At 71.9% G+C, this 24,650-nt stretch carries 20 protein-coding genes; 7 read left to right on the top strand and 13 right to left on the bottom strand.

The window, feature by feature from the left end:
- Positions 1-40: 40 nt before the first annotated feature.
- The 8 genes from FF096_RS03170 to FF096_RS03135 form a co-directional block, all read right to left on the bottom strand.
- Entirely contained in the window at positions 41-1,189 is a 1,149-nt protein-coding gene (locus FF096_RS03170; RefSeq protein WP_155214714.1) for an FHA domain-containing protein, read from the bottom strand.
- Complete coding sequence (locus FF096_RS03165; RefSeq protein WP_155214713.1) at positions 1,186-1,479, bottom strand: 4a-hydroxytetrahydrobiopterin dehydratase; 294 nt, start codon at positions 1,477-1,479, stop codon at positions 1,186-1,188. Before FF096_RS03165 ends, FF096_RS03170 begins: the two co-directional genes overlap by 4 nt.
- A 116-nt stretch (positions 1,480-1,595) precedes the next feature.
- Positions 1,596-2,435 (bottom strand): DUF4097 family beta strand repeat-containing protein, encoded by an 840-nt coding sequence (locus tag FF096_RS03160; RefSeq protein WP_155214712.1) that lies wholly within the window; start codon positions 2,433-2,435, stop codon positions 1,596-1,598.
- Between the two features lie 75 nt (positions 2,436-2,510).
- Entirely contained in the window at positions 2,511-3,035 is a 525-nt protein-coding gene (locus tag FF096_RS03155) for a DUF1778 domain-containing protein (protein ID WP_155214711.1), read from the bottom strand.
- A 97-nt stretch (positions 3,036-3,132) separates the two neighbouring features.
- Positions 3,133-6,651, bottom strand: coding sequence for an SCO7613 C-terminal domain-containing membrane protein (locus tag FF096_RS03150; protein ID WP_309222560.1), 3,519 nt, complete (start codon positions 6,649-6,651; stop codon positions 3,133-3,135).
- A gap of 47 nt (positions 6,652-6,698) precedes the next feature.
- Positions 6,699-7,019: a divalent-cation tolerance protein CutA gene (cutA, locus tag FF096_RS03145; protein ID WP_309222559.1), complete on the bottom strand. Its 321-nt coding sequence runs from the start codon at positions 7,017-7,019 to the stop codon at positions 6,699-6,701.
- Between the two features lie 9 nt (positions 7,020-7,028).
- Complete coding sequence (locus FF096_RS03140) at positions 7,029-8,045, bottom strand: 1-acyl-sn-glycerol-3-phosphate acyltransferase (protein WP_155214709.1); 1,017 nt, start codon at positions 8,043-8,045, stop codon at positions 7,029-7,031.
- Positions 8,045-8,875 carry a patatin-like phospholipase family protein gene (locus tag FF096_RS03135; protein WP_155214708.1) on the bottom strand — a complete coding sequence of 277 codons (831 nt, stop codon included), beginning with the start codon at positions 8,873-8,875 and terminating at the stop codon, positions 8,045-8,047. Before FF096_RS03135 ends, FF096_RS03140 begins: the two co-directional genes overlap by 1 nt.
- Before the next feature lie 121 nt (positions 8,876-8,996).
- On the opposite strand from FF096_RS03135, the gene FF096_RS03130 reads away from it, so the two are divergent.
- Entirely contained in the window at positions 8,997-10,619 is a 1,623-nt protein-coding gene (locus FF096_RS03130) for a serine/threonine-protein kinase (protein WP_155214707.1), read from the top strand.
- Position 10,620: 1 nt separating this feature from the next.
- Here FF096_RS03130 and FF096_RS03125 read toward each other — a convergent pair whose 3' ends face one another.
- From FF096_RS03125 to FF096_RS03105, 5 genes are all read right to left on the bottom strand, one after another.
- Entirely contained in the window at positions 10,621-11,682 is a 1,062-nt protein-coding gene (locus FF096_RS03125; protein WP_155214937.1) for a glycosyltransferase family 4 protein, read from the bottom strand.
- 141 nt (positions 11,683-11,823) lie between these two features.
- Positions 11,824-12,495 (bottom strand): BON domain-containing protein, encoded by a 672-nt coding sequence (locus FF096_RS03120; protein ID WP_155214706.1) that lies wholly within the window; start codon positions 12,493-12,495, stop codon positions 11,824-11,826.
- A gap of 172 nt (positions 12,496-12,667) precedes the next feature.
- Positions 12,668-14,230, bottom strand: coding sequence for a S1C family serine protease (locus FF096_RS03115; protein ID WP_155214705.1), 1,563 nt, complete (start codon positions 14,228-14,230; stop codon positions 12,668-12,670).
- A 62-nt stretch (positions 14,231-14,292) separates the two neighbouring features.
- Complete coding sequence (locus FF096_RS03110) at positions 14,293-15,846, bottom strand: ATP-binding protein (protein ID WP_309222557.1); 1,554 nt, start codon at positions 15,844-15,846, stop codon at positions 14,293-14,295.
- Positions 15,843-16,544 (bottom strand): response regulator transcription factor, encoded by a 702-nt coding sequence (locus FF096_RS03105; protein ID WP_155214704.1) that lies wholly within the window; start codon positions 16,542-16,544, stop codon positions 15,843-15,845. The genes FF096_RS03110 and FF096_RS03105 overlap by 4 nt, the downstream gene beginning before the upstream one ends.
- Before the next feature lie 188 nt (positions 16,545-16,732).
- Here FF096_RS03105 and FF096_RS03100 point away from each other — a divergent pair, with 188 nt between their 5' ends.
- From FF096_RS03100 to FF096_RS03075, 6 genes are all read left to right on the top strand, one after another.
- On the top strand, positions 16,733-17,383 hold the full coding sequence (locus FF096_RS03100; RefSeq protein ID WP_155214703.1) for a hypothetical protein: 651 nt from the start codon (positions 16,733-16,735) through the stop codon (positions 17,381-17,383).
- Between the two features lie 165 nt (positions 17,384-17,548).
- A complete protein-coding gene (locus FF096_RS03095; RefSeq protein WP_155214702.1) occupies positions 17,549-18,484 on the top strand; it encodes an ABC transporter ATP-binding protein in 936 nt (311 codons plus the stop codon).
- Complete coding sequence (locus FF096_RS03090) at positions 18,481-19,296, top strand: ABC transporter permease (protein WP_155214701.1); 816 nt, start codon at positions 18,481-18,483, stop codon at positions 19,294-19,296. The genes FF096_RS03095 and FF096_RS03090 overlap by 4 nt, the downstream gene beginning before the upstream one ends.
- Positions 19,297-19,583: 287 nt before the next feature.
- Positions 19,584-23,351 (top strand): multifunctional oxoglutarate decarboxylase/oxoglutarate dehydrogenase thiamine pyrophosphate-binding subunit/dihydrolipoyllysine-residue succinyltransferase subunit, encoded by a 3,768-nt coding sequence (locus tag FF096_RS03085; protein WP_309222556.1) that lies wholly within the window; start codon positions 19,584-19,586, stop codon positions 23,349-23,351.
- Between the two features lie 85 nt (positions 23,352-23,436).
- A complete protein-coding gene (locus FF096_RS03080) occupies positions 23,437-23,616 on the top strand; it encodes a DUF6104 family protein (RefSeq protein WP_091124467.1) in 180 nt (59 codons plus the stop codon).
- Complete coding sequence (locus FF096_RS03075; protein ID WP_155214700.1) at positions 23,616-24,608, top strand: glycoside hydrolase family 6 protein; 993 nt, start codon at positions 23,616-23,618, stop codon at positions 24,606-24,608. The genes FF096_RS03080 and FF096_RS03075 overlap by 1 nt, the downstream gene beginning before the upstream one ends.
- Positions 24,609-24,650 lie beyond the last annotated feature (42 nt).

Below are 24,650 nucleotides of genomic sequence, written 5' to 3'. Positions count from 1 at the left end.
CCGGGTGGGCGTGCGGGGCACGCCCACCCGGGGTCAGGTCTCAGCGGGGTAGGCGCATCGCCATGGTCGGCGCCTCGGACATCACCGAGTCCGGGTTGTACGGTGCTCCCGACGGAAACTCGCTCGGACGGCCGACCTGCACGCCCGGGTACAGCTCCACCATGTCACCGGCGCCGAGCACCCGGGACTGCTGCGGGGTCAGCGGGATCCGGTCCGCCTCCGCCATGGAGCCACCCGGCCGTACGCCGGAGCCGTTGGTGCTGACGTCGATGGCGACGATGTCGCTGCCGCGCAGTTCCAGCCGCAGGTGGTTACGGCTGATCCAACGCCGCGCCTCGTCGTTGAGCCACTGGCCGAGCATGATGCCGCCGGTGCCCTCCGGCGCGCGGCCGATCATCACCGGCTGTTCCTCGGTGACCACGAACCGACGGCGGATCAGGCCACCGACGCGTACCGCGAGGACCTCGCTGCGCGGTCGGGGACCGGCGTCCCGCAGCCGCGTGCCGTGCCGGGGGCAGGTGGGTACGCCGTTGCGCAGCGACGGCGGCGGTTGCCCGGTCGGCGCACGGTCGATCCGGGCCAGGTCGGCGAAGGCACCGCCGCCGCCGGCACCGCCGAACAGGGTGCAGCCCGACTCCGGGCAGCGCCACTCGCGGGACAGCAGCTTGGCGGCGGCCGGTGCGGGTGGACCGGCGAGCGGTGTGTGACCGCCGCCGACGTGGGCGATGAAGACCGGGCCACCGGCACCCGGCACCGGCGCCACGATCCGACCCGGCTGCTCCACCAACCAGGGGAACCGTCCGCGCAGACCGTCGAAGCGGACCCGGCTGAGCACCGGCAGACCGAGCAGGTCGGCCACCTCCAGCATCCGGTCACCAGGGTTGTCGAGCACCTCCACCAGACCGTCGTCGGCCCACCTGCGCACCACCATGCGCTCGTTGGAGGTGAGGTCGGCGTCGGAGAGCATCCCCCGGTGCACCACCGCATAGACCGGGACGCTGTCCTCCTCCAGGCTGCGCGCCAGCGCGTCGATGACCATGCCGAGCCGCAGCGAGCTGGCCGGACGACCGCCGTCGAGATCCTGGTAGCGGATGATCTCGGCCAGGTCCAGCACCGCACGGGCCAGTTGCGGGTCGGTGCAGACCCGCCCCTCGATGGCGTCCAGCACCTTGCTGATCTCGAACCTCATCGGGCACCCTCCACGATCTCGTCGATCCGCCGGGCCAGCCGGATGTCACGCATGGTGACCCCGCCGGCCGAGTGGGTCGTGCAGCGGAAGGTCACCGTGCGCCACCGGATGTCGATGTCGGGGTGGTGGTCCTGTTCCTCGGCCGTGGCGGCGACCCGGTCGACCACCGCGATGGCGTCCGGGAAGCTGGCCAGCTCCACGGTTCGGGTGATCCCGGCGGGGTCTCCCGACCAGCCCGCCAGCCCACCCAGCTCGTTTCGCACCGCCTCGGCGGTGAGCACCTCTGCCATGGCCAGACCCTACCGGTGCCGGCCGATACCACCGCAGCGGTGACCGGCCCATCGGGCGGAGACCGGTGGTGGCCACCGGGTACCCGTCATGATCTTTTCTTCCGGATCCGGTGCGGTCAGGCGCGGTGGACGGTGATGTCGCCGTAGGAGGTGCGCCCGCGTACCTCGACCGTCTTGTCGCCGGCTTCCGGCCGGGTGGCGTCCTGGAGCAGGTTGCGCACCTGCCCGAAGTTGGTGTGCACCTCAAGCCAGGCGGCGGTGCCTTCGGCGATACCGATGTCCAGGTCGCCTGCGGCGGTGGCGAGGACGACCTCACCGCGTACCACCTCACGGAGGTGGATGCTGCCGTTGGAGGTCTTCACGTCGACGCTGGCACCGGCCCGCGCGAGGTCGATGGCACCGTTGGCGTTACGGACCCGCACGTCGCCGCCGACCGCACCGATCGTGGTGTCGCCGTTGGAGTTCTTGACCTCCGCGGTGCCCGCGATCTCGCCGATCTGGATCTTCCCCGAGCCGGTGGAGACCTGCGCGTCGCCGGTGACCTCGTCAGCGGTGAGGTGACCGAATCCGGTGTGCAGGCGCAGCGAGCCGGTCCGTTCGAGCCACACGTGGCCGGTGGTCTTGACCCGGCACTCGCCGAGCCGACCGGTAGCGCGGACGTCCCCCAGCAGCAGGTGCGCGTCGAGCCGGGAGTCGCTGGGCAGTTCGACGGTCAGGTCGACCGACCTGGTCTTCCTGGCGAGGTCGAAGGCGCGCCGGGGCCCGGTGACGCGCAGCGTGCCGTCGGCGTAGTCGATCCGGATCTGGGCGGCGGCTTGCACATCCGACTCGTCGGCCGCGTCACTCGGCCGGACCTCGACGACCGTGTCGGTCCGGTCGCTGGCGGTCACGCGTACGTTGCCGACACCGATCTCGACCGAGACGGAGATGGCTGCGGGCGTGTCGAAAACAGGCATGGTGGTCCCCACTTCCTGGGTAGCTGGGTCGTCCCCGCAAATCGGGGGCGTGAGGTGGAAAGCCGAGCGGCGCGGTCAGCGCACCCAGCCGGTCAGGCCCTGTTTGGCTCGTTTCGCACTGCTGCGTGGCGTGGTGCGCTGGTCGCGGTCGGGCCGTTGCAGTGCGGCGGCGGCCGACCGGACCAGCCAGGCGTTGACCGAGCGCCCCTCCTTCGCCGCAGCCTCCTCGATCGCCGTCTTGAGCTGCTCGGGCATGCGTACGTTGATGCGTGCCACCGGACCGTCCTCGGCAGCAAGCAGGTCGTCGGCGGTGTCCGCCGCGGTCGTCGCGGTCGGTGCCCCACCGTCCGGCTCGGCCGGTGGCAGGTTGACCACGAAACCGGGCTCGCGACCGCGCAGGCGTAGTTCCACCGAGCCCGGAGCCATGTCCCGGGTGATCTCGTCGGCTGCCGCCGACAGCACGTCCAGCAGGGTCATCCGGATCGCCGACTCAAGCGAGCCGGTCAGCCGCTCGACCAGCGCACGCGCATCCTCACCGCCGGCTTCGGCGAGCGTGGCGAACTCGCGGCCGAGGTTGCTCACATACGGGGTGACATCCATGGCGCCATCTTGGCACATGTTTGGCATCACGCCAAGCTCTAATGGCCCACAATGCCGTCAGCATGGCACCACACGGTGCCGCACCCGCGGAGCCTGGTCAGCTCATACGACCCACGGCAGAGCGCAGCCGGAGCAGGTCGCGACGACGGCGCTCGTAGGTGGTCGCCAAGCCGATCAACGCCAGCCCGGCGGCGGCCAGGAAGGCCCACCGGGGCAACAGGTCCCAGCTACGCACCAGCTCGTGCAGGGCGAGCAGGCCGAGCGTGCCTCCACCGAGCACCACCGGTGCCTGCCACCGGCGCACCGCGCCGAGCAGCGTCACGGCGAGCGCGGCGACACCGAGCAGCAGCCGCCGCCAGGGCTGCGGGTCGGGCCCGAACAACACGCTGTTCAGGCTGGGCAGCAACGCGGCCGCCAAGCCCGGGCCGAGCGCCAGCCAACTGTTCAACCCCGCGCGGGTACGCAGCCCCACCGCACCAGCGACCAGTGCCACCGCCGCCACCGGGACCGTGTATGCCTCCAGCACGGTCACCCCGCCGGCTGCGAGCAGCAGCCAGACGGCCAGCAGTTCGCTGCCACCGCCGATACCGGCGAAGAGCCAACGCCGACCGGTCGACTCGCCCCGGCGCAACAGCCGCACGCCCATCGCGACGCCCCAGAGCACGCAGACCGTCGCGGCGTGCCGAAGGGCACCCAGGGTGAGCAGCAGCGCGAGCAACGCGACCGCCTGTGCGACGGCGTCCAGCACCCGGTTCAGCAGGGACTCCGGCGCAGGTCGCGTGGCAGCCTCGGCGGCGGGCGGATTCGGCCGGCCCGACGGCAGCGTCGCGGCCAGCGCGAGGGTGAGCGCGGCGACACCGAGCACCGCGAACGCCGCCACCCGTAGCGGTTGCCCCGCGGCCAGTGGGGCGGTGACCGCGAACCCGGTCGCCGCCGCCACCGCGACCAGCCAGCCGAGCAGACGTGCCGTGACGTGACGTGCGCCCACTCCGACGATCGTCGCCGCCACCACCAACAGACCCGCCGCAGCCAGAGTGCCGGCCCGGGTCGCCTGCACGTTGAGCAACCCGCCCCCGGCCAGCACCAACCCGACCGGGATGGCCGTCCCGACGAACGCCCTACCCGGGGCCCGCAGTGCGGCGGTCGCCAGCACAGCCACCCCGCCCAGCAGCGCCACTGCCGGCACCACCGGCCAGGGCACCTCGGCGGCGACCAGCAGCACCAGACCGGCGGCGGCCACGAAGGGCAGCATCAGACCGGCGGCCCGCCACCACACACCACGCATACCGGTCGGGGTGTCCCCGGGTGCGAGCCCGGCGATCAGGGCCGCCAACGACAGCAGCAGCAGGGCCAGGCCGACCGGAAGCGCCCCCGGCGACGGCTGGACCGTCGGCACGCCGGACCAAACCGCCGGCGGCGGACCGTACGGCGTCAGCAGGGCGGTCACCACCATCGGCAGGGCCGCCAGCACCGCCACCCCGGCCAGACCCAACCCGGCCACCGACAACGGCCGTGCCCGGCCGGCCCGGAACCCGGCGAGCGCGACGAGCGACGCGGCCACCGCCGCGTACACCGTCACCCGCTCATCGCCCGGTACGACCAGGGGCGACAGGCCGGTCAGCACCGCCACCACGGCGAGCCCGGTCGAGGCGTACCCGGTCAGGTCGGACCAGGAACGAGGCAGCGCGAGCAACACCACCGCCGGCAGCGCGACGGCGGCCAACGCGGCTCGGGCCTGCCACCACGGCGGGGCACCGAGGCCGATCATCGTGATCGCCGCTCCCGCCGGGACCACGAGTACGGTGGCGGCCAGCCCGCACCCGGCCACGACCCGCCGTGGCAGGTTCCCGTGCCGACCGAGGGCCGCCACACCGACGCCGACGGCCGCGATCACCGCGCAGGCGACACCGGCACCGGCGGGCTCGGCCAAGCCGACCAACAACCCGTGCCCGAGCAACGCCGCACCGGCGGCCGCCGAGATCAGCACCAGCGGCGTGGGCAGCGCCGGGCGAGCCACCGCCGCGACCAGCAACACCGCCCCCACCACGAGGTCGATCGCGACCACGGCCGGCCAGGGCGCGGCCCAGGCCACCGGCACCGCGAACACGGTCGCGGCGGCACCGACCAGCAGCACCGCCGGACGAGCCACCCGGGACAGCAGCAGGGCCGCCGCGACCGAGGACAGCGCCACCACCAGCGGCAACTGCCAACCCCAGGCGAAGGCCGGCCCCGCCTCGGCCCCCCGCCACGGCGGCAACGACCGGCCCACGGCGGTGCCGGCCAGCAGGAGCCCGGTCAGCGCCGCCAGCGCTCCCGCGCCACCGGCGACCAGCAACGCCCCCACCCGTGGACCGGTCCGCCAGCCGCTCGGAAGCAGCCGTACGGCAGCGGCCAGCCCCACCACGACCAGCGCCGACACCAGCAGCCACACCGAGGGGCGTACCTGCACCACCGGGCGGACGACCGCACCGGCCAGCACCGGCACCAGCGCACCACCCGCCAACGTCCGTGCCGGGTCACCGCCGGTCAGCAGCGCCGCGCCGAACGCGGTCAGCGCCACCAGCAGCATCGGCCCGCCGGCCAGCAGCGGTACGCCACCGGCCCGACCGACCAGTAGCGGCACCAGCGCACAACCCGCGGCGAGCAGCAGCCAGCCGGCGAACCCGATCCAGGCCAGCGCCGTGCCGGCCAGCCGCAGTGCCGGTGTCGTCGCGGCCCCCTCGCCCGCGACCACACCGGCGCGCTGCCGCAGGGCGACCACCACCGCCAGGTCGACAACCGCCACCCCGACGAAGACCACCGCCCATCCGGCCGGTTCCGGGCGCGCCTCGGCGGCGAACAACGGCAGCACCGGCTGGGCGACGAGCAGCGCGGCGAACCACGGCACCACCAGGCGGCTGAGTCGGGCGTAACCGACCGCCACCGCCGCACCGACCACCGCCACCAGCGCGGCGTACCGGCTGCCCGGCCAGGTGGTCACCGCGAACAGGTCGACCGACCAGGCGGCGTACCCGTCGAGCAGCACCAGCAGCAGCCCGACGGCGGCGAAGGTCTCGGCGGTGCCGCGCAGCCCCCGCCAGCGGGCCACCAGTGGCACCGCCAGCAGCAACGCGGTGAACGCCAGCAGGATCAGCGCCCGACCGGCCACCCCGACCGATGCCCAGGCCACCGCCGCGAAGACCATGGCCGCCGTGCCGAGCAGCAGGCCGCCCAGCACGAAGAGCAGGCCCTGCACGGTACGCGTGGAGGCTTCGGCACCTCCCGGGCGAACCGGCACCTCGACGGGCCGTCCGGCGGAGGCCGCCACCGGCACCGGGCGCGCGTACCCGCCGACCGCCGGTGCCCCGCCACCGACCGGCGGTACGGCGGGCACCGGGAACTCCGTCCGGATCGCGGCGGCCAACTCGCCTCGCCGCCGCCGTACCGCCTCCAGCCGACCGCGCAGCCCCTCGTACGCCTGACGGGCCCGCTGCACCTCGCCGCCCAACACGACGATCTCCCGGTCGAGCCGGATCACCTCGGCGGCTGCCGGGTGTGGCGGTCGGCCGCAGCCGGAGCAGCCGGAGTTCAGATTGGCCGGGGAACCGCAGGCCGGGCAGGGGTAGGCGTTGTCCACACCAGCATCCTTGTCGGCCGGTGCCACCGGCAACAGAGTGCGCGTACTCAGGGACGGGTGTGCTCGAAGACCCAGGTCGCGTACCCGGGATCACCGCAGTCGACCCGACTGACCAGGATCTCCGGCACCTCGTAGGGATGACTGGCCCGCAACTGATCGACCAACGCGTCCACCCGGTCGAGTGCGGTCTTGAACTGCACCGACCACTCGGTGCTGGTCTCCACCGCCGACCGCCACCAGTATGTGCTGTCCACCTGGCCACCCACCTGCGCGCAGGCCGCCAGCCGCCCGGCCACCGCGGCGGCGGCCAGCAGATCGGCGACCGAGCGCGCGTCGACCACTGTCGTCACCACGCTGATCTGCTCCACGAGCGCACCCTACGTCGCGTCGTCGTGGTTGGTCGCGATCCACTCGTCTATCCGACTCCACCAGTCGTAGAGCCAGTCGATGCGCTGCTGCCGGTCGGTCGGGACCTCCTCCGGGGGCACCGACCAGAACCGCATCACCAGTTGTTTGTCCATGGGCAGTTCGCGCCACACGTCGGCGACGGTGAGCATCCGGTCCAGACCGGTGTGCGCCACGAAGATCACTCCGGCGTCGGGCGCGGCCTCCAGCGCGGCCAGCAGACCGCCTGGCTGCGGTGCGAGCACGTGCCGCATCGCCTCGGCCTTCACCGCCATCCGCTCGTGTCCACGGTCGCGCAGTCGGGCGATGGCCCGCAGGCGGCGCTTCGGAGTGAAGTTGCCGCCCTCGGGAAAGATCACGAAGGCGTCGTCGTCGTCCAGGCCGGTGGCGAGATGGCCGACCTGTTCGGACAGCGAGCCCTGGTCGGCCCGGCCCGGCGCGATGAACCGGCTCGGCAGCCGGTTGAGCAGCACGTCGATCGCCGGATCCCACTGGAGCGTGTCCTTGAGGACGATCCGGGGCTCCCGGCGGAACCAGTTCACCAACGCGTGGATCAGGATGAACGAGTCACCCGGGCCGGCGTGGCGGCACAGCACCAGTTCGGGCCGGCCCGGCAGGGCCGTGTCCGGGTCGGTGCCGACCACGTCGACGCGCAGCCGCAGCGTCCACCGGGCCTGCCAGAACAACACCCGCAGGAACCAGCCGGCCAGCACGTAGTGGGCCCGTTGGAAGGCCGGTGAGCGTACCCGCCAACCGAACCCGGACCCCACCCAGAGGGCGAAGAGGCACAGCAACGCCGCCGCGTCCCACACGAGATAGAAGCAGCCGATCCAGAGCAGCCGCAGCGGACGCAGGTGCCCGGGGAAGAACGGGGACACGGCGAGCGCCAACAGGGCCCACAGCGGCACCGTGGTGACCAGCAGCATCGCCAGCAACACCACGCCGGGTGCCAGCAGCAGTCGGCGCAGCCAACGCGGCGGTAACGGCATCAACGGTCCAGGTTGGCCAGGTAGTGCCGGGAGGCCGAGTAGGCCCGGCTGATCCGTCGGCCGACCGCCGCCATGTCCCGGTACGCCCATGGGCTGTCGTCGCGCGGTTGCAGCCCACCGGTCGGCAGCACGTGCACCTCCACGCCGTCGGGCACGGCGGCCATCTCCCGGGCGAACCGGTGCCGCCGGGCGATCTCGAACGCGACCTGGGCGACCTCCCAGGGCCGCCGGGGCGGTGCCAGCGCCCGCTCGATCCGACCCACCTGGAGTACGAAGATCCGGCCGGCGCCGGCCGCGACCGCCTCGCCGATGGGGATGGAGTTCACGATTCCTCCGTCCACGTAGTGCTGGTCACCGATGCGGGCCGGCGGCAGCAGTCCCGGCACCGAGGCGGACGCCAGGACGGCCGGCACCACCGGGCCGTCGACGAACCAGTGCTCGGCGGCCCGTTCGATGTTCGCCGCACAGCAGCGGAACGGCACCTTGAGATCGGCGAAGGTGGTCTCGGCGCCGAGTTCGTTCTCCAGCAACTTGCGCAGCGGGCGGGGCGAGTGCAGGTAGGTCCGGGCGGCGAAGCGCCGCAGCTGCCGGGCGACCGAGTCGCCGTACACCTCGCTGGCCTCCGGGGAGGCCCAGAGTCGTACCAGCCGGTCGGTCACCGCCTCGGTCGGGTCGGCGGCCACCAGAGCGCCGTTGACCGCGCCGATGGACGTGCCGAGCACCAGGTCGGGCCGGATCCCGGCCCGGAAAAGGGCACGCAACATGCCCACCTCGACCGCGCCCAGGACGCCCCCGCCGCCGAGCACGAAAGCCACCGGTCCCCGCGCCATGCCGTTCATCCTGGCACGACCGCGCCCGGCCGGGCCCACCCATGTGCGTCCGGGGCACCCGGCGCATCGAGGCCCGTTGACAGTGAGGCAACATTCGCGCAACCTGATACCGCTCCCACCTATGAGGCAGGTGCGATCCGTGAAGCCAGCGCTGCAGCCAGGCCGCTTGCTGGCCACCAGATACCGACTGCTCGACCAGATCGGTGCTGGCGGCATGTCGGTGATCTGGCGGGCCCACGACGAGGTACTCGACCGCGTGGTCGCCCTGAAGGTGCTCGCCCCGTCACTGGCCGCCGATGCCAGGTTCCGCGACATGGTCCGGGAGGAGGCCCGCGCCGCCGCCCAGTTGGTCCACCCGAACGTCACCTCGGTGCACGACTACGGCGAGACGGTGTCGCCGGACGGTGCCATCACCTCCTTCGTGGTGATGGAGCTGCTCTCCGGCGAGGAACTGGAGTTCCGGCTCACCGAGGGTCCGCTGCCGTGGCCTCAGGCGGTGGAGATCAGCGCCCAGGTCGCCGACGCGCTGGCCGCCGCCCACCGGCTCGGCATCGTGCACCGGGACATCACCACGGCCAACGTGATGATGACCCAGACCGGCGCGAAGGTGCTCGACTTCGGCATCGCCACCCGGATCGGCACCCCGGACGACGACGAGGACGGCGCCACCTTCGGCACGCCCGCGTACGTCGCCCCGGAGCGGCTCGACGGTGCTCCGGCCCAACCGGCGACCGACGTCTACTCGCTCGGGGTGCTCCTGCACGAGACGCTGACCGGTCGGGTGCCGTACCCGGCGGACACCTGGGACGAACTCACCGTCGCGCTGGCCGAGGGCCCTCCGCCGTCCCTGGCCGGGGTGCCGGGGCTGCCGGAGGCGGTGGCCCGCATCTGTCTGCGTTGCCTGTCCCGCGACCCCGCCGACCGTCCCACCGCAAGGCAGGTGGCGACCGTGCTGCGCGACCAGACGCAGCCTGCCGATCCACCGGCCCACCCGGTCTCCGTCCCGACGGTCACCCTGCCCGCGATGGGGTCGGCCGGTCCCTCCGGCCCGGCCCCCGCCTGGGTCGTCCCGACCGTCGGCGACCCCGACCCGCAACCCTCGCCCGGCGGGGCCGGTGCTGCCGCGGTCGCCACCGACAGCCAGCCGGGTGACCGCCCCGACGGAGCCGACACCGGCGAGGGCGCGCACGCGCCGTCGAATTCCTCTATGGACGGTGGACGGGGGCGCCTGCGGCGGCCTCTGCTCGTCACGGCGGCCGTGGCCGCGCTGATCGTGGCGGCGCTGACGGTACCGGCGCTGCTGTCGAAGGACGGCGAAGACCTGCCCACCGTGCTGCCCACGACGGAGCCGACCGGGCCCTCCGAGCCGCCCGAGCCGGACGACACCGCCAGCGCCCCGCCGACCGCGGTGCCGTCGAGGCCCTCCCCCACACCGGCGGCCACCTCCGGCGTACCGAATCCACCCGTGGGTGGCGACAGCCTCGTGGAGGCCGCGAACCGCTTGGACCAGGTGATCGATGCCGGCCTCGCCGACGGCGGCATCCGCGACGACGTCGGCCTCGACCTGCGCAACGAGCTGCGCAACCTCACCCAGGCGGTGACCGGTGGCGAGGGCGAGCTGGGGCCGGGAGTCGCCCGGCTGCGGGAGAAGGTCTCCATCCGGCTGCGCGAGGACGGGCTGAGCGCGGCGTACGCGCAGGAGTTGGACGCGGCGATCACCGCGCTCGGCGCCGCACAGGTCTGAGTCAGGCCGGGGTGACCCGGGCGGGCTCGCGGACCGGCTCACGCCGGTTGGCGGCGGCGAGGAAGCCTCGGTACACCTCCTCGTAGCCGACCGCCATCCGTTCCGTGGAGAAGGTCCGCGCCACGTGTGCCACGCACTCCTTCGGGTCGAGCTCGGGGGCCTGCCGAAGCGCCGCCGGCAACTCGTCCGGCTGCTGGCAGATCAACCCGCTCACCCCGGGACGGACCAACTCCGGCACCGCTCCCCGGTTCAACGCCACCACCGGCGTACCGGTCGCCATCGCCTCCAGCATGACGATGCCGAACGGCTCCTCCCACTGGATCGGCATCACCAGGCAACGCGCCTCGATCAGCAGGCGCAGCACGGTGCTGCGGTCGGCGTCGAGCACCACCGTGACGTCTGATCCGAGCATCGGTCGGACCACCTCGTCGAAGTAGCGCCGTTCGACCGGCTCGTTGCACTTGCCGGCCAGCACCAGCGGCAGACCGGCCGCGCGGCAGGCGCGGATGGCCAGGTCCGGCCCCTTGTCCGGACTGAACCGGGCGAGCCACAGCACCGGCCCGTCGCTGGGGCTGTCCTTGCGCGGGAAGTCGTCCAGGCTCATCGCGTTGTGCACGGTGCCGACCCAGGGCAGGTGTGGGTTCAGCCCCCGCTGGGCGTGTGAGATCGCCACCAGGCCCACGCCCCGGTCGGTGTCGCTGAGCACCGTCCCGTACTCGCCCACCGGGTTGCCGTGCACGGTGGCCACCGTGGGTACGTCCCGCCGCCCGGCCACCAGCGGGCCGATGGTGGTGTGGTCGTGCACGATGTCGAAGTCGGCCCGGCTGAGCAGATGGTTGATCCGGGCCAGGTGAGCCAGTTCGGGCAGCGCCTCACCGAGCCGGTCGAACTGCAACTCGTCGACGGTGGCGAGGAAGTCCGCGGCGGTGCCGTGCGCCGCACCGGCACCCATCAGCGTCACCGCGTGCCCCCGGGCGACCAGGGCGTCGACCAGACCGGCCACCACCTGTTCCAGACCGCCGTAGCCAGGTGGCGGCACGGACAGCCAGGGTGGCACGACCATGGCGATCCGCAACCGGTGCTGACGCGCAAGGTTGTCGCTCACGTGCCCTCCCCCGTCGCTCTCCCGCCGCGTCGACGCCGATCGCCGCCAGGCTGGTTCGAGCGTCTTCCCGGTCTCGGTACGGACAAACCGGTCGACGATTCAGCCGCCCACCAGCAGGTGGTCCCGTACCATGCACACGCCCTCCGCCGACCAGGCGATCCGTTCCGCCTGATCCCGCTCCCACCAGGACCGCACCACCCCGCGCAAGGTCACCGTGTCGCCGTCCACCTGGGCGATCACCCATTCCGTGCCGATGCCCCGCATCAGGGCACGCTGCACGTCACTGCGGATGCGGTCGGCGTCGGCCGGGGCGGCGGGCCGCACCTCGACCAGGTTGGTGACGCCGCGTACGCCCCGCAGCCGACGCAGCTCCCGCTCGGCGATCCGCCGCTGCCAGCCGAACTCCACCGCACCGCGCAGCATCAGCCAGCCATCGGCGACGGTGAGGTCCAACCGCTCGGCCGGCACGAAGCTGTTCCACTCCAGGGCACGGCTGGCCGCGAGCGCCAGATCGCCGTCGGTGATGTCGACCGGCCCGACGGGGCGTACCTCGATGTTGTCGGCGACCGCCCGCACCCCGCGTACCCGCTGCGCCCCGCGTACCGCCGCCCATTTGCGGGCGGCGCTGTCCACACCGCCGGTGAGCGACACCACCCCGGCGTGCACGCTCACCCCGATGTCGGTCGAGCGCACCTGCGCGTCCCAGGCGAGTTCGTCGAGCACGTCGCGCTGGATCTGGTCATCGCTGCGGGTCGCCGTCGCCGTGGTCATGGCACCCCCATCCGCCGCCGTGTCCTTCTCCGCCCGAGATTGCCGACCGGCGGGGTTAGCCCGGTTCACCCCGCCCGGGTGAACCGGTAGAAAGAAGGGCGGCGGGTGTCGCGGCCAACCCCCTTGGCCGCGCCACCCGCCGCCCCGGAGGGAGGAAAGCAGTCCTGTTTCGTTATGACGCTTCGGCGAGCGTCACGGTTGCCTTCGCCTCGGCCCCATTTCGCAGATACGTCACCTCGACCTCGTCACCGACCTTGCCGGCCTGGACGGCGGCGACCAGATCGTTCGAGTCGTTGATCACCTTGTCGCCGAACCGGGTGACCACGTCGCCCTGTTGCAGACCGGCCCGCTCGGCCGCGCTGCCCGGATTCACCGCGCCGATCAGCGCGCCGCCGTCGGGAGCGGAGTTCACGCTGACCCCCAGCGACGGGTGGCTGATCTTCTCGCGACGCTGAAGCTTCCCGGCAACGTCCTTGGCCTTGTTGCTCGGGATGGCGAAGCCGACGCCGATGTTGCCGGTGTTGCCCTGCCCAGCTGTGGCGATCGCGGTGTTGATGCCGATCACCTCGCCCCGGGTGTTGACCAGCGCCCCACCGGAGTTGCCCGGGTTGATCGGGGCGTCGGTCTGCAACAGCCCCGAGATCGAGCTGACCCCCTGGCCGGGGATCTGCTGCCCCCCACCGGCCTGGATGGTGCGGTCCCGGGCGCTGAGGATGCCCGCGGTGACCGAGCCCTGCAGACCGAGCGGGCTACCCAACGCGAGCACCTGGTCGCCGACCTGCATCGCGTCGCTGTCGCCGAAGGTGGCCGGTTGGAGATCGGTCATCCCGTTCGCCTTCAGCACCGCGAGGTCGGTCCTCGGGTCGGTGCCGATGACCTCGGCCTGGGTGTTGGTGCCGTTGGCGAAGAAGACCCGCACGGTGTCGCCGCCACCGGCGATCACGTGGTTGTTGGTCAGCACGTAACCATCGGCGCTGAGCACCACGCCGGAACCCTCGCCGCTGCCGGTGCTGATGGACACGACGCTGTCCTGCACCGCCGCCGCGATACGTGGCAGATCAGCGCTGTCGATCACGGGCGCGGCGGTGTAGGTGCGGGTGACCCCGCCACCGTCACTGAAGGCGAGGGCGAGGGCGCCACCGGCGGCCCCGCTGCCGAGCATCAGGGCGAACACCGCCACGCCGGCTCCGGCCACCTTGGCGATCCGGCCGGGGCGGGGCCCGGTGGGCGGGTTGGGTGCCCACGGGTTCGGCTGACCTGGGTGGCCACCCGGCATCCCGGCGGCCTGCCCCGGATACCCGGGTTGCCCGGCACCGGGTCCCGGGGACTGAGCACCGCTCCAGGTCGGCTGACCGGGGTACCACGGATTGCCGGGGTAGCGGGCACCTGGCTGGTACGGGTGCTGGTACTGCTGGTGCTGGTACTGCTGGTGCTGGTACTGCTGGTGCTGAGGGCCGGCCGGTGCCCAGGCGGACTGACCGGCCACCGGCTGACTGGCCGGGGGTGAACCGCCACCGTCACCCGGGCCGGGGCTGCTCAGGGTGGCGTCCGGGCCGGTCGACCCCGGTTCGACGGCCCGAACCGGCACAGTCGGCGCCTCAGCCGTCGGGGCGGCGTCGGGGCGGTCGGTGGACGCAGAGTCGGACCGCGCGTACTCGGCGCGGGACAGCTCGGATTGCGACGGCTCGGCGTCGGTGGGGGCCGGCCGGCGCGGGTCGGACTCGTACTCGGTCATGTCCCTACCTTCTCCCATCGCTCTGCGCCCCGCCTTGGGCTGACCTGAGGATTGGCTGAAAATCACTCATCGTCGATGTCAGTGGCGGGGGCGAGCGGCAACCGTACCCGGAAGGTGGCTCCGCCGCCCGGCGTCCCGGTCACCTCGACCGTGCCCTGGTGTACGGCCACCAGCGCGGCGACGATGGCCAGGCCGAGGCCGGTGCCGCTGTTGCCGTCGGTCCGCCGGGTCCGCGAGGCGTCCACCCGGTAGAACCGCTCGAAGACCCGCTCCGCCTGCTCGGCGGTGAGCCCCGGCCCGGTGTCGGCCACCTCGATCACCGCCAGGTTGCCGGGCTCGGCGCGCAGCCGCAGCGTCACCGCCGCCTCGGGTGGCGTGTGCCGCAGGGCGTTGGTCATCAGGTTGCCGATCACCTGACGCAGCCGGGCGTCGTCGCCCCGCACCACCAGCGGGCCCGAACCCGCCTCGATCTCCAGCTCGATCCGCCGGTCCGGGGCCATCACCCGCGCCGCCGCCACCGCGTCGGCCGCCAGCACCGGCAGTTCCACCGGGGTGAGGGCCAGCGGTCGTTCGCGGTCCAGTCGGGCCAGCAGCAGCAGGTCCTCCACCAGCAGCCCCATCCGGGCCGCCTCGTCCTCGATCCGGCGCAACAGGTCGGAGGTCTGCTCGGGGGCGCGGGCCGCACCCTGGCGGTACAGCTCCGCGAAGCCCCGGATGGTGGTCAGGGGGGTACGCAGCTCGTGTGAGGCGTCCGCCACGAACTGTCGCATCCGTTCCTCCGAGCGACGGGCGCGAGCCTCGGAGGCCCGCGCCGCCTCGGCGGCCTCCCGAGCGGCGACCTCGGCGTACCGGGCGGCGGATTCCGAGGCCGCTCGGGCGGTGAAGGCCATCTCGATCTGGCTGAGCATCGCGTTCAGGGCCCGGGACAGCCGCCCCAGCTCCGAGGTCGGGCAGGGCTGGCCGTCCTCCGGATCGGGCACCCGTCTACTGAGATCGCCGCCGGCGATGGCCGCGGCGGTACGTTCGATCTCCACCAGCGGCTTGAGGCTGGTCCGGACGATCGCCGCGCCGATCGAGGCGAGCAGCACCAGCACCGCCCCGCCGACCAGCAGGTCGATCCAGATGAGGCGTTTCACCGCCTGGTCCACGTCGGTCAGGTGCTGCGCGATCGCCGTCCACTGGCCGTTGGGCAGCTCCGTGTAGAGCATCCGCCAGCGCATGTCGCTGGCCCGCGCCCGAGCGGGGAAGGGTTGTCCGGCCGCCTGTTCGAAGCCGGCGGCGTTCTCCGGCCAGGGCGGCAGGTCGTTGACGTCGAACCGCTTGGTGTCGAAGTACACCGAGTAGACGGCGCCGGTCCGACTGTCGGTGAAGACCACCAGGTAGTCGGTGGGCAGGTCGGTGCCGAACCGTTCGGCGCCGGCCACCGCCTCCAGGTTGTCGGCCACGCTCTTCAACTCCGCGTCCACCTGGTCCACCAGGTAGCTGCGCAGGAAGATCGTGGTCAGCGAGGCGATCACCAGCAGCGCGGCGGCGACCAGGGTCAGCACGGCCGCGACCAGCTTGACCCGCAGCGGAATCGTGCGGAGCCAGATCTTGGCCTGCTGCAACGCGTTCACGCCACCGGCTTGCGCAGGACGTACCCGACGCCACGCAGGGTGTGGATCAACCGGGGATCGGTCGTGTCCACCTTGCGTCTCAGGTACGAGATGTACGACTCGACGATGTTGTCGTCGCCTCGGAAGTCGTAGTTCCACACGTGGTCGAGGATCTGCGCCTTGGACAGCACCCGGTTGGCGTTGAGCATCAGGTACCGCAGCAGCTTGAACTCGGTTGGCGACAACTGCACCCGTTGACCGGCCCGGTAGACCTCGTGGGTCTCCTCGTCCAACTCCAGGTCGGCGAAGGTGAGCCGGGCGGGGGCCTGCTCGCCGGTGCTGGTGCGGCGGAGCACCGCGCGGATCCGGGCGGTCAACTCCTCCAGGCTGAACGGCTTGGTGACGTAGTCGTCACCGCCGAGGGTCAGCCCACGGATCTTGTCGTCGGTGGCGTCGCGGGCGGTGAGGAAGACCACCGGGGTACGGGTGCCGCCCTCGCGCATCATCCGGATCACCTCGAACCCGTCGAGGTCCGGCAGCATCACGTCGAGCACCACGAGATCGGGGCGATGGTCCCGGGCCGCGCTCAGCGCGGCGCTGCCGCTGGTGGCGGTGGCGACGTCGAAGCCCGCGAAACGTAGGCTCGCGGAGAGCAGTTCGAGGATGTTCGGGTCGTCCTCGACGACGAGCAGTCGCGCCTCGGTCTGGGTAGCGGCCATGCCGCCCATCATCCGCGCAGCCGCTGCACCGGCGCTGGGCGGAGCCTGAAAAAAGCCTGTGAGCGGCGGGTACGGACCCGGCGAGCCGGTGCTCCGGCGGTGACCCGTCAGGTCGACCGGTGGCGGATACGTGCGAGGCTGCCGGTGCCCGGCGACGAGGCCGGACCACGTGGCGGAGGGAGACTTCGATGATCATCGAGGGGCGCTTCAACGGACCGCCCGGCTCGGGCAACGGCGGATGGAGCGCCGGTGTCTTCGCCACCGCGTACGGCGGGGACGGTCCGGTCGAGGTGACGCTGCGTCGACCACCGCCGTTGGACACCCCGTTGACGCTCGCCGACGCGGAGGTGCGCGACCCGGCCGGCGAGGTGGTCGCGCTGCTGCGCGCAGCGGAGGAGTTCGACGAGGCGGCGGTCCCGCCGGTGGATCTGGCGACCGCCCGGGCCGCTTCGGCGGCGTACCCGGGCCTGGTGGACCATCCGTTTCCCGGGTGCTACGTGTGCGGGCCACAGCGCGCCGACGGCCTACGGGTCTTTCCCGGTCGGCTGCCGGACGGCCGCACGGCCGCCCCGCTGCGGGTGCCACCGCAAGTGGAGGTCGCCACGATCTGGGCCGCCCTGGACTGTCCCGGCGGGTGGGCGGTGATCGCCGCCGGTCGACCGTACGTGCTCGGCCGGATCGCGGCCCGCGTCGAGGCGCTGCCCGGCCCGGGCGACGAGTGCGTGGTGACCGGCGCGGTGATCGGCACCGAGGGCCGTAAGGCATTCGTCCGCACCAGCCTGTACGCCCCGGACGGCCGCCTGCTCGGCCACGCCCGGGCGACCTGGATCGCCGTGTAGGCCCGGATCCGGGTCGGCACCGTCGTCGATCGGGTCGTCCCTGGGGATGAGACGACTCCTGCCTGAGGCGGATCACCATCTCCCGACCGAGCCCGATTGATTTGCCCAACCGCTAACGTCACGCTGTGCAACGGCGCATCCCGGCGCCGCCACGGGAGGAGAACGATGACCCACGGGCGACCAAGCCCCACCAACGACGCGCAGATCGTGGTCTCCGGTCTGACCAAGCAGTACCGCAACGTGCTCGCGGTCAACAACCTGTCGTTCACGGTCGAACCGGGTCGGGTCACCGGCTTCCTCGGCCCGAACGGCGCGGGTAAGACCACCACGCTGCGGATGCTGCTGAACCTGGTCACCCCGACCGCCGGGGTGGCGACCATCGGCGGTCACCGGTACCCCGAGCTGACCAACCCGTTGGGACACGTCGGCGCGGTCCTGGAGGCGTCCAGCGCGCACAAGGGCCGTACCGGGATCAACCACCTGCGGGTGCTCTGCGCCGCTGCCGGGCTGCCCCGGGAGCGGGCCGACCAGGCGTTGGAGCTGGTCGGGTTGACCCCGGCGGCGAACCGCAAGTTCAAGGGCTACTCGCTGGGCATGAAGCAGCGGCTCGGTATCGCCGCGGCGATGCTCGGTGACCCCCGGGTGCTGATCCTCGACGAGCCGGCCAACGGCCTGGACCCGGAGGGCATCCGCTGGATGCGCGGGTTCCTCAAAGGGCTGGCCGCCGAGGGACGGACCGTGCTCGTCTCCAGCCACCTGCTCTCCGAGATGCAACTGCTGGCCGACGACGTGGTGATCATCGCGGCGGGCCAGTTGGTCCGGCAGGGCCCGGTGGACCAGGTGATCGGTTCGATGGCGCAGGGCGTCCGGGTCCGGGTCCGCACCCCGCAGGCCGACGCGCTGACCGCCGCGCTGGCCCAGGGGCCGGCCACGGTGGAGAACGACGGGCAGGGCACGCTGTTGATCGGCGGGGTCGACGCTCCGACGGTGGGCCGGGCGGCCCTGGCCGCCGGGGTCGAACTACACGAGCTGACCACTGAACGACCAGACCTGGAACGTGTGTTCCTGGAGCTGACGGCCGGAAAGGCGGGCATCCGATGAGCAACCTTGTCCGCTCCGAACTGCTCAAGATCCGTACGACCAGCACCTGGTGGTGGTTGGCCATCGGGGCGTTCCTGTCGATCGCCCTGGCCTTCGCCTTCAACGCCTGGCTGGCCAGTGAGACCCTCACCGGCGGCGGGGAGGAGTTCGGCTACACCGGCGACGCCGCCTCCGCGCCGGCTCAGGCGGCGAACCTCTACACCTCGGGCCAGTACCTGGGGCTGATGTTCGTGATGCTCATCGGCATCCTCATGGTCACCAACGAGTTCTTCCACCAGACCGCGACCACGACCTTCCTGGCCACCCCGCGCCGCACCTCGGTGATCGTCAGCAAGCTCATCGCGGCCAGCCTGCTCGGTTTCGCGTTCTGGCTGGTGACCACGGTGATCGACCTCGCGGCCGGTGCGGCGTTCCTGTCGCTCAACGACTTCGGCACCCAGCTCGGCGAGTGGGAGGTCCACCGCGCCCTGCTGCTCAACCTGATGGCGTACGCGATCTGGACGGTGCTCGGTGTCGGCATCGGCACGTTGGTCACCAACCAGCTCGGCGCGGTGATCACCGCCTCGGTGCTCTACCTGATCGGCACGCAGGTGGTGGGACTGCTCTTCCTGCTGTTGGCCAACCTGATGGACAACATGGCCGTGCTCAAGTGGCAGGTGATCTGGCCGGCCGCCGCGTCCCAGGTCATGATCACGCCGGGTGAGAACGAGATGCTGCCCGTCTGGTGGGTGGGGGCGCTCGTGCTGGTGGGCTACGCCGTCGTCAGCGGCGTGGTCGGTGTCCTGATCACCCGACGCCGCGACATCTCCTGACGCCCGAGCGGCCGAGCAGGGTCGCACCGCCCGACGGGCCCGGTACACCGGTGGACGACCGGCGTACCGGGCCCGTCGGCGGGTCAGGCACCGGCCATAGCAGCGACCGGAAAGACACGCAGCGCTTACCGAACTTCTGGCATCTTCTGTGAATCCGACCACGCGACCGAGGCGGAAATGCCCTGGGGTTCGCTACGGCGTAGCCTGGGAACCGTCCTGTGCGCCCGTCCCGGCGCGTCGGGCACCGCGTGACACACAAACCCGCGTGAAAGAGGCGATTACCGGCCGTGTCGACCCAGCAGACTTCGCAGGAGAACCCACTGGCGGGTTTCGGCCCGAACGAGTGGATCGTCGAGGAGATGTACCAGCGGTATCTCGCCGATCCCAGCAGCGTCGACCCGGCCTGGCACGACTTCTTCGCCGACTATCGGCCCGGTCAGGGCACAGCGAGCGGCGGTGACGGCCGACCGGTCGCCACCGAGACCAAGGACGCCGCCCCGACCAAGACCGAACCGGCCCCCAAGAGCCAGCCGGCGGCCAAGGCCGAGCCGGCCGGCAAGGGCGAACGCCGCTCGGCGGCACCGACCACGTCGAAGCCGGCACCCGCCGCGGCCAAGCCGGCCGTCGCGAAGCCGACCACCGGTAAGCCGGCGGCGGCCAAGGCCGAGCCGACGAAGACCCGGACCGCGCCCACCGCCAACGGACCGCAGACCACGCCACTACGCGGCGTAGCCGCCAAGATCGTCCAGAACATGGACGCCTCGCTGGCCGTGCCGACCGCGACCAGCGTGCGCGCCGTACCGGCCAAGCTGCTGGTCGACAACCGCATCGTGATCAACAACCACCTCGCCCGGGGGCGCGGTGGCAAGGTCAGCTTCACCCACCTGATCGGCTACGCCCTGGTGCGGGCACTGGTCGCGCACCCGGAGATGAACAACTCCTTCGCCGAGGTCGACGGCAAGCCGGCGATGGTCCGCCCCGAGCACGTCAACCTGGGCATCGCCATCGACCTGACCAAGCCGGACGGCAGCCGCAACCTGGTGGTCCCCTCCATCAAGGCCTGTGAGCAGATGGACTTCCGGCAGTTCTGGCAGGCGTACGAGGACGTCGTCCGGCGGGCCCGCCGCAACGAGCTGACCATGGAGGACTACTCCGGCACCACGATCTCGCTGACCAACCCCGGCGGCATCGGCACCGTGCACTCGATGCCGCGGCTCATGCAGGGCCAGAGCGCGATCATCGGGGTCGGTGCCATGGAGTACCCGGCGCCGTACCAGGGGATGAGCGAGGCCACCCTGGCCGAGCTGGCGGTCAGCAAGGTCATCACGCTGACCAGCACGTACGACCACCGGATCATCCAGGGCGCGCAGTCCGGCGAGTTCCTCAAGGCCATGCACGAGCTGATGCTCGGCGAGCACGGCTTCTACGACCAGATCTTCACCTCGCTGCGCATCCCGTACGAGCCGGTGCGCTGGATGCGCGACGTCGCGGTCGACAGCGAGGGTCAGATCAACAAGACCGCCCGGGTCCATGAGCTGATCCACTCGTACCGGGTGCGCGGTCACCTGATGGCCGACACCGACCCGCTGGAGTTCAAGATCCGTAAGCACCCGGATCTGGACGTCCTCCAGCACGGGCTGACCCTCTGGGATCTCGACCGCACCTTCCCGGTCAACGGTTTCGCCGGTCGGCAGCGGATGAAGCTGCGGGAGATCCTCGGCGTGCTGCGTGACTCGTACTGCCGCCGGGTCGGCATCGAGTACATGCACATCCAGGACCCGGCCGAGCGGCGCTGGATCCAGGAACGGGTCGAGCGCAAGTACGAGAAGCCGCCGGCCGGCGAGCAGAAGCACGTGCTCAACCGGCTCAACGCGGCCGAGGCGTTCGAGACCTTCCTACAGACGAAGTACGTCGGCCAGAAGCGCTTCTCGCTGGAGGGCGGCGAGTCGCTCATCCCGCTGCTCGGTGAGGTGCTGGAGGCCGCCGCCGAGGACGGGCTGGACGAGGTCGTCATCGGCATGGCCCACCGGGGCCGGCTCAACGTGCTGGCCAACATCGTCGGCAAGCCGTACGAGAAGATCTTCTCCGAGTTCGAGGGGCACCTGGACCCACGGTCCACCCAGGGCTCCGGCGACGTGAAGTACCACCTGGGTCAGAACGGCAAGTTCAGCACCCCCGACGGCGACCACGCCGTGAAGGTCTCGGTGGTGGCGAACCCGTCGCATCTGGAGGCCGTCGACCCGGTGCTGGAGGGGATAGTGCGGGCCAAGCAGGACCGCATCGACCTCAAGCTGGAGGGCTACACCGTGCTGCCGCTGGCGGTGCACGGCGACGCCGCCTTCGCCGGTCAGGGCGTGGTGGCCGAGACGCTCAACCTCTCCCAGCTGCGCGGTTACCGCACCGGTGGGACGGTCCACGTGGTGGTCAACAACCAGGTCGGCTTCACCACCGCACCGGAGTACAGCCGCTCCAGCCTCTACAGCACCGACGTGGCCCGGATGATCCAGGCCCCGATCTTCCACGTCAACGGTGACGACCCGGAGGCCGTGGTGCGGGTCGCCCGGCTCGCCTTCGAGTACCGCCAGGCGTTCAACAAGGACGTCGTCATCGACCTGGTCTGCTACCGGCGGCGCGGACACAACGAGGGCGACGACCCCTCGATGTCCAACCCCCAGATGTACCGGATCATCGACTCGAAGCGCTCGGTCCGCAAGCTCTACACCGAGGAGCTGATCGGGCGGGGTGACATCACCGTGGAGGATGCCGAGGAGCTGCTGCGCGACTACCAGGCGCAGCTGGAGCGGGTCTTCAAGGCCACCCGTGACGCGGCCAGCACGCCGCGTCAGTTGAGCCGCCCGCCCCGGCAGGACGAGCCCGAGCCGAAGGTGGAGACGGCGACCGAGGCGTCGGTCATCAAGGCCATCGGTGAGGCGCACGTCAACCTGCCCGAGGGCTTCACCCCGCACAAGCGGATCCAGCAGCTGCTCGACCGGCGGGCCCGGATGGCCGTCGAGGGCAACATCGACTGGGGCTTCGGCGAGATCATCGCCTTCGGGGCACTGCTGCACGACGGGATAACGGTCCGGCTCGCCGGTCAGGACTCCCGCCGGGGCACCTTCGTGCAACGGCACGCCTCGATCGTCGACGCGGAGACCGGCGACGACTACCTGCCGCTGAAGTCGCTCACCGCCGACGGCGAGCGTTCCCGGTTCTTCGTGCACGACTCGCTGTTGAGCGAGTACGCGGCGATGGGCTTCGAGTACGGCTACTCGGTGGAGAACGTCGACGCGCTGGTCTGCTGGGAGGCGCAGTTCGGCGACTTCGTCAACGGCGCCCAGACGGTGATCGACGAGTTCATCTCCTCCGGTGAGGTGAAGTGGGGCCAGCGGTCCGCGGTCACCCTGTTGCTGCCGCACGGCCACGAGGGCCAGGGGCCGGACCACACCTCCGGCCGCCCGGAGCGGTTCCTCCAGCTCTGCGCCGAGGACAACATGCGGGTGGCGAACCCGACCACCCCGGCGAACTACTTCCACCTGTTGCGCCGTCAGGCCCTCTCGCCCAAGCGCAAGCCGCTGGTGGTGTTCACGCCGAAGTCGCTGCTGCGGCACAAGCTCTGCGTCTCCTCGGTGGAGGACTTCACCACCGGCACCTTCTCCCCGGTGCTGCCCGACCCGGCGGTGAGCGCGCCGGAGCAGGTCAAGCGGGTGCTGCTCTGCTCGGGCAAGGTCTACTACGACCTGTTCCAGGCCCGGCAGGAACGCGGTGTCACCGACACGGCGATCATCCGGCTGGAGCAGCTCTACCCGATGCCGGTGGAGGAGATCCGGGCCGCCCTCGCGCAGTACCCGAACGCGGAGGACTTCGCCTGGGTACAGGAGGAGCCGGCCAACCAGGGCGCCTGGTCGTTCGTCGCGCTCAACCTGCTGGAGCACCTCGACGGTGTCCGGCTGCGCCGCATCTCCCGCCCGGCCGCTGCGGCTCCGGCCGTCGGTTCGGCGAAGATGCACGAGGTCGAGCAGACCGCGCTGATCGAGGCGGCGTTCCCCCGCCCCTGACGAGAACTGACCCGGTCCCGTCCCACCGATGGTGGGGCGGGACCGGCCGGTCACCGGGACATTCCGGTGAGGAAGCGAGCAGGTCATGTACTTCACCGACCGGGGCATCGAGGAGCTGGTCGAGCGCCGCGGCGAGGAGCAGGTCAGCCTGGAGTGGCTGGGTGAGCGGCTGCGTGACTTCGTCGACCTGAACCCGGAGTTCGAAACCCCGATCGAGCGGTTCGCCACCTGGCTGGCTCGGCTCGACGACGAAGACGACGAGTGATGCGTCGGCGCGTCGTGGTGGCCGCCGTCGCCCTGGCGATGCTGGCCGGCTGTTCCGACCCGCCCACCCCGACTCCGGCACCCGATCCGACGGGCTCCGCGCCACCGCCCGCGCCTTCGGTGTTCTACCTCGACCCGGCCAATCCGGCCGAGGCGGAGGCGCAGCGGCGTGCGGCGAAGGGCGATGTGACCGCCGCGGAGGCGCTGGGTGTGATCGGCAGCCGACCGAGCGCGAAGTGGCTCACCGGTGGCGCGGCCCGGGACGAGGTCGACGCCTTCCTCGGCCAGGCCGCGATCGCCGGCCAGACCCCGGTGCTGGTGGTGCACAACGTGCCGCAACGGGACTGCGGTCGGCGCGGCACCGGCGGTGCCCGCACCGGGGCGGAGTACCAGGCGTGGATCCGCGAGGTCGCGGCAGGCGTGGCCGGTCGACCGGTGATCGTCGTGCTCGAACCCGGCGCGCTGCCGGACGCGGTGGCCGGCTGCGTGGCCGACACCGCCGGGCGGCTCGCGCTGCTGCGTGACGCGGTCACCGTGCTGGCCAGCACGGGCAAGGCACAGATCTACCTCGACGCCGGGCATCCGGGGTGGATCCGCGACGTCGAGGCGTTGGCGGGTGCGCTGCGTCAGGCCGGGGTGACCGAGGCCGACGGGTTCGCGCTCAACGTGGCGAACTTCGTCCGCACCGGGGACAACGTCGCGTACGGGCACCGGATCTCCGATGCGCTCGGCGGCGACACCACCTTCGTCATCGACACCAGCCGCAACGGCAACGGCCCCTACCCGGCCGAACGCGTCGACGGTGCGCCGAGCTGGTGCAATCCCCCCGGACGGGCGATCGGTGAGGAGCCCACCGCCGACCCCGGGCTGCCCCGGGTGGACGCTTTGCTCTGGGTCAAGTTCCCCGGTGAGTCCGACGGTGACTGTCGGGCCGGTGAGCCGCCCAGCGGCGAGTTCTGGCCCGCGTACGCCATCTCCCTGGTCCGGTCCTGAGCCTGCCCGGCGGGCCTCGGCGGCGGGTGAGGCGGGGGCCAG

The organism is Micromonospora sp. CP22 (genome assembly GCF_009712475.1).
Lineage (GTDB): Bacteria > Actinomycetota > Actinomycetes > Mycobacteriales > Micromonosporaceae > Micromonospora.
Note: the sequence above shows the minus strand (reverse complement) of the source record. Positions and strands in the feature narration are given on the sequence as shown.

Excerpts from the sequence above, each read along its gene's own strand:
- FF096_RS03170 (WP_155214714.1), bottom strand. The coding sequence starts at position 1,189 with ATGAGGTTCGAGATCAGCAAGGTGCTGGACGCCATCGAGGGGCGGGTC.
- FF096_RS03165 (WP_155214713.1), bottom strand. The coding sequence starts at position 1,479 with ATGGCAGAGGTGCTCACCGCCGAGGCGGTGCGAAACGAGCTGGGTGGG.
- FF096_RS03160 (WP_155214712.1), bottom strand. The coding sequence starts at position 2,435 with ATGCCTGTTTTCGACACGCCCGCAGCCATCTCCGTCTCGGTCGAGATC.
- FF096_RS03155 (WP_155214711.1), bottom strand. The coding sequence starts at position 3,035 with ATGGATGTCACCCCGTATGTGAGCAACCTCGGCCGCGAGTTCGCCACG.
- FF096_RS03140 (WP_155214709.1), bottom strand. The coding sequence starts at position 8,045 with ATGCCGTTACCGCCGCGTTGGCTGCGCCGACTGCTGCTGGCACCCGGC.
- FF096_RS03135 (WP_155214708.1), bottom strand. The coding sequence starts at position 8,875 with ATGGCGCGGGGACCGGTGGCTTTCGTGCTCGGCGGCGGGGGCGTCCTG.
- FF096_RS03130 (WP_155214707.1), top strand. The coding sequence starts at position 8,997 with ATGAGGCAGGTGCGATCCGTGAAGCCAGCGCTGCAGCCAGGCCGCTTG.
- FF096_RS03125 (WP_155214937.1), bottom strand. The coding sequence starts at position 11,682 with ATGGTCGTGCCACCCTGGCTGTCCGTGCCGCCACCTGGCTACGGCGGT.
- FF096_RS03120 (WP_155214706.1), bottom strand. The coding sequence starts at position 12,495 with ATGACCACGGCGACGGCGACCCGCAGCGATGACCAGATCCAGCGCGAC.
- FF096_RS03115 (WP_155214705.1), bottom strand. The coding sequence starts at position 14,230 with ATGACCGAGTACGAGTCCGACCCGCGCCGGCCGGCCCCCACCGACGCC.
- FF096_RS03105 (WP_155214704.1), bottom strand. The coding sequence starts at position 16,544 with ATGGCCGCTACCCAGACCGAGGCGCGACTGCTCGTCGTCGAGGACGAC.
- FF096_RS03100 (WP_155214703.1), top strand. The coding sequence starts at position 16,733 with ATGATCATCGAGGGGCGCTTCAACGGACCGCCCGGCTCGGGCAACGGC.
- FF096_RS03095 (WP_155214702.1), top strand. The coding sequence starts at position 17,549 with ATGACCCACGGGCGACCAAGCCCCACCAACGACGCGCAGATCGTGGTC.
- FF096_RS03090 (WP_155214701.1), top strand. The coding sequence starts at position 18,481 with ATGAGCAACCTTGTCCGCTCCGAACTGCTCAAGATCCGTACGACCAGC.
- FF096_RS03080 (WP_091124467.1), top strand. The coding sequence starts at position 23,437 with ATGTACTTCACCGACCGGGGCATCGAGGAGCTGGTCGAGCGCCGCGGC.
- FF096_RS03075 (WP_155214700.1), top strand. The coding sequence starts at position 23,616 with ATGCGTCGGCGCGTCGTGGTGGCCGCCGTCGCCCTGGCGATGCTGGCC.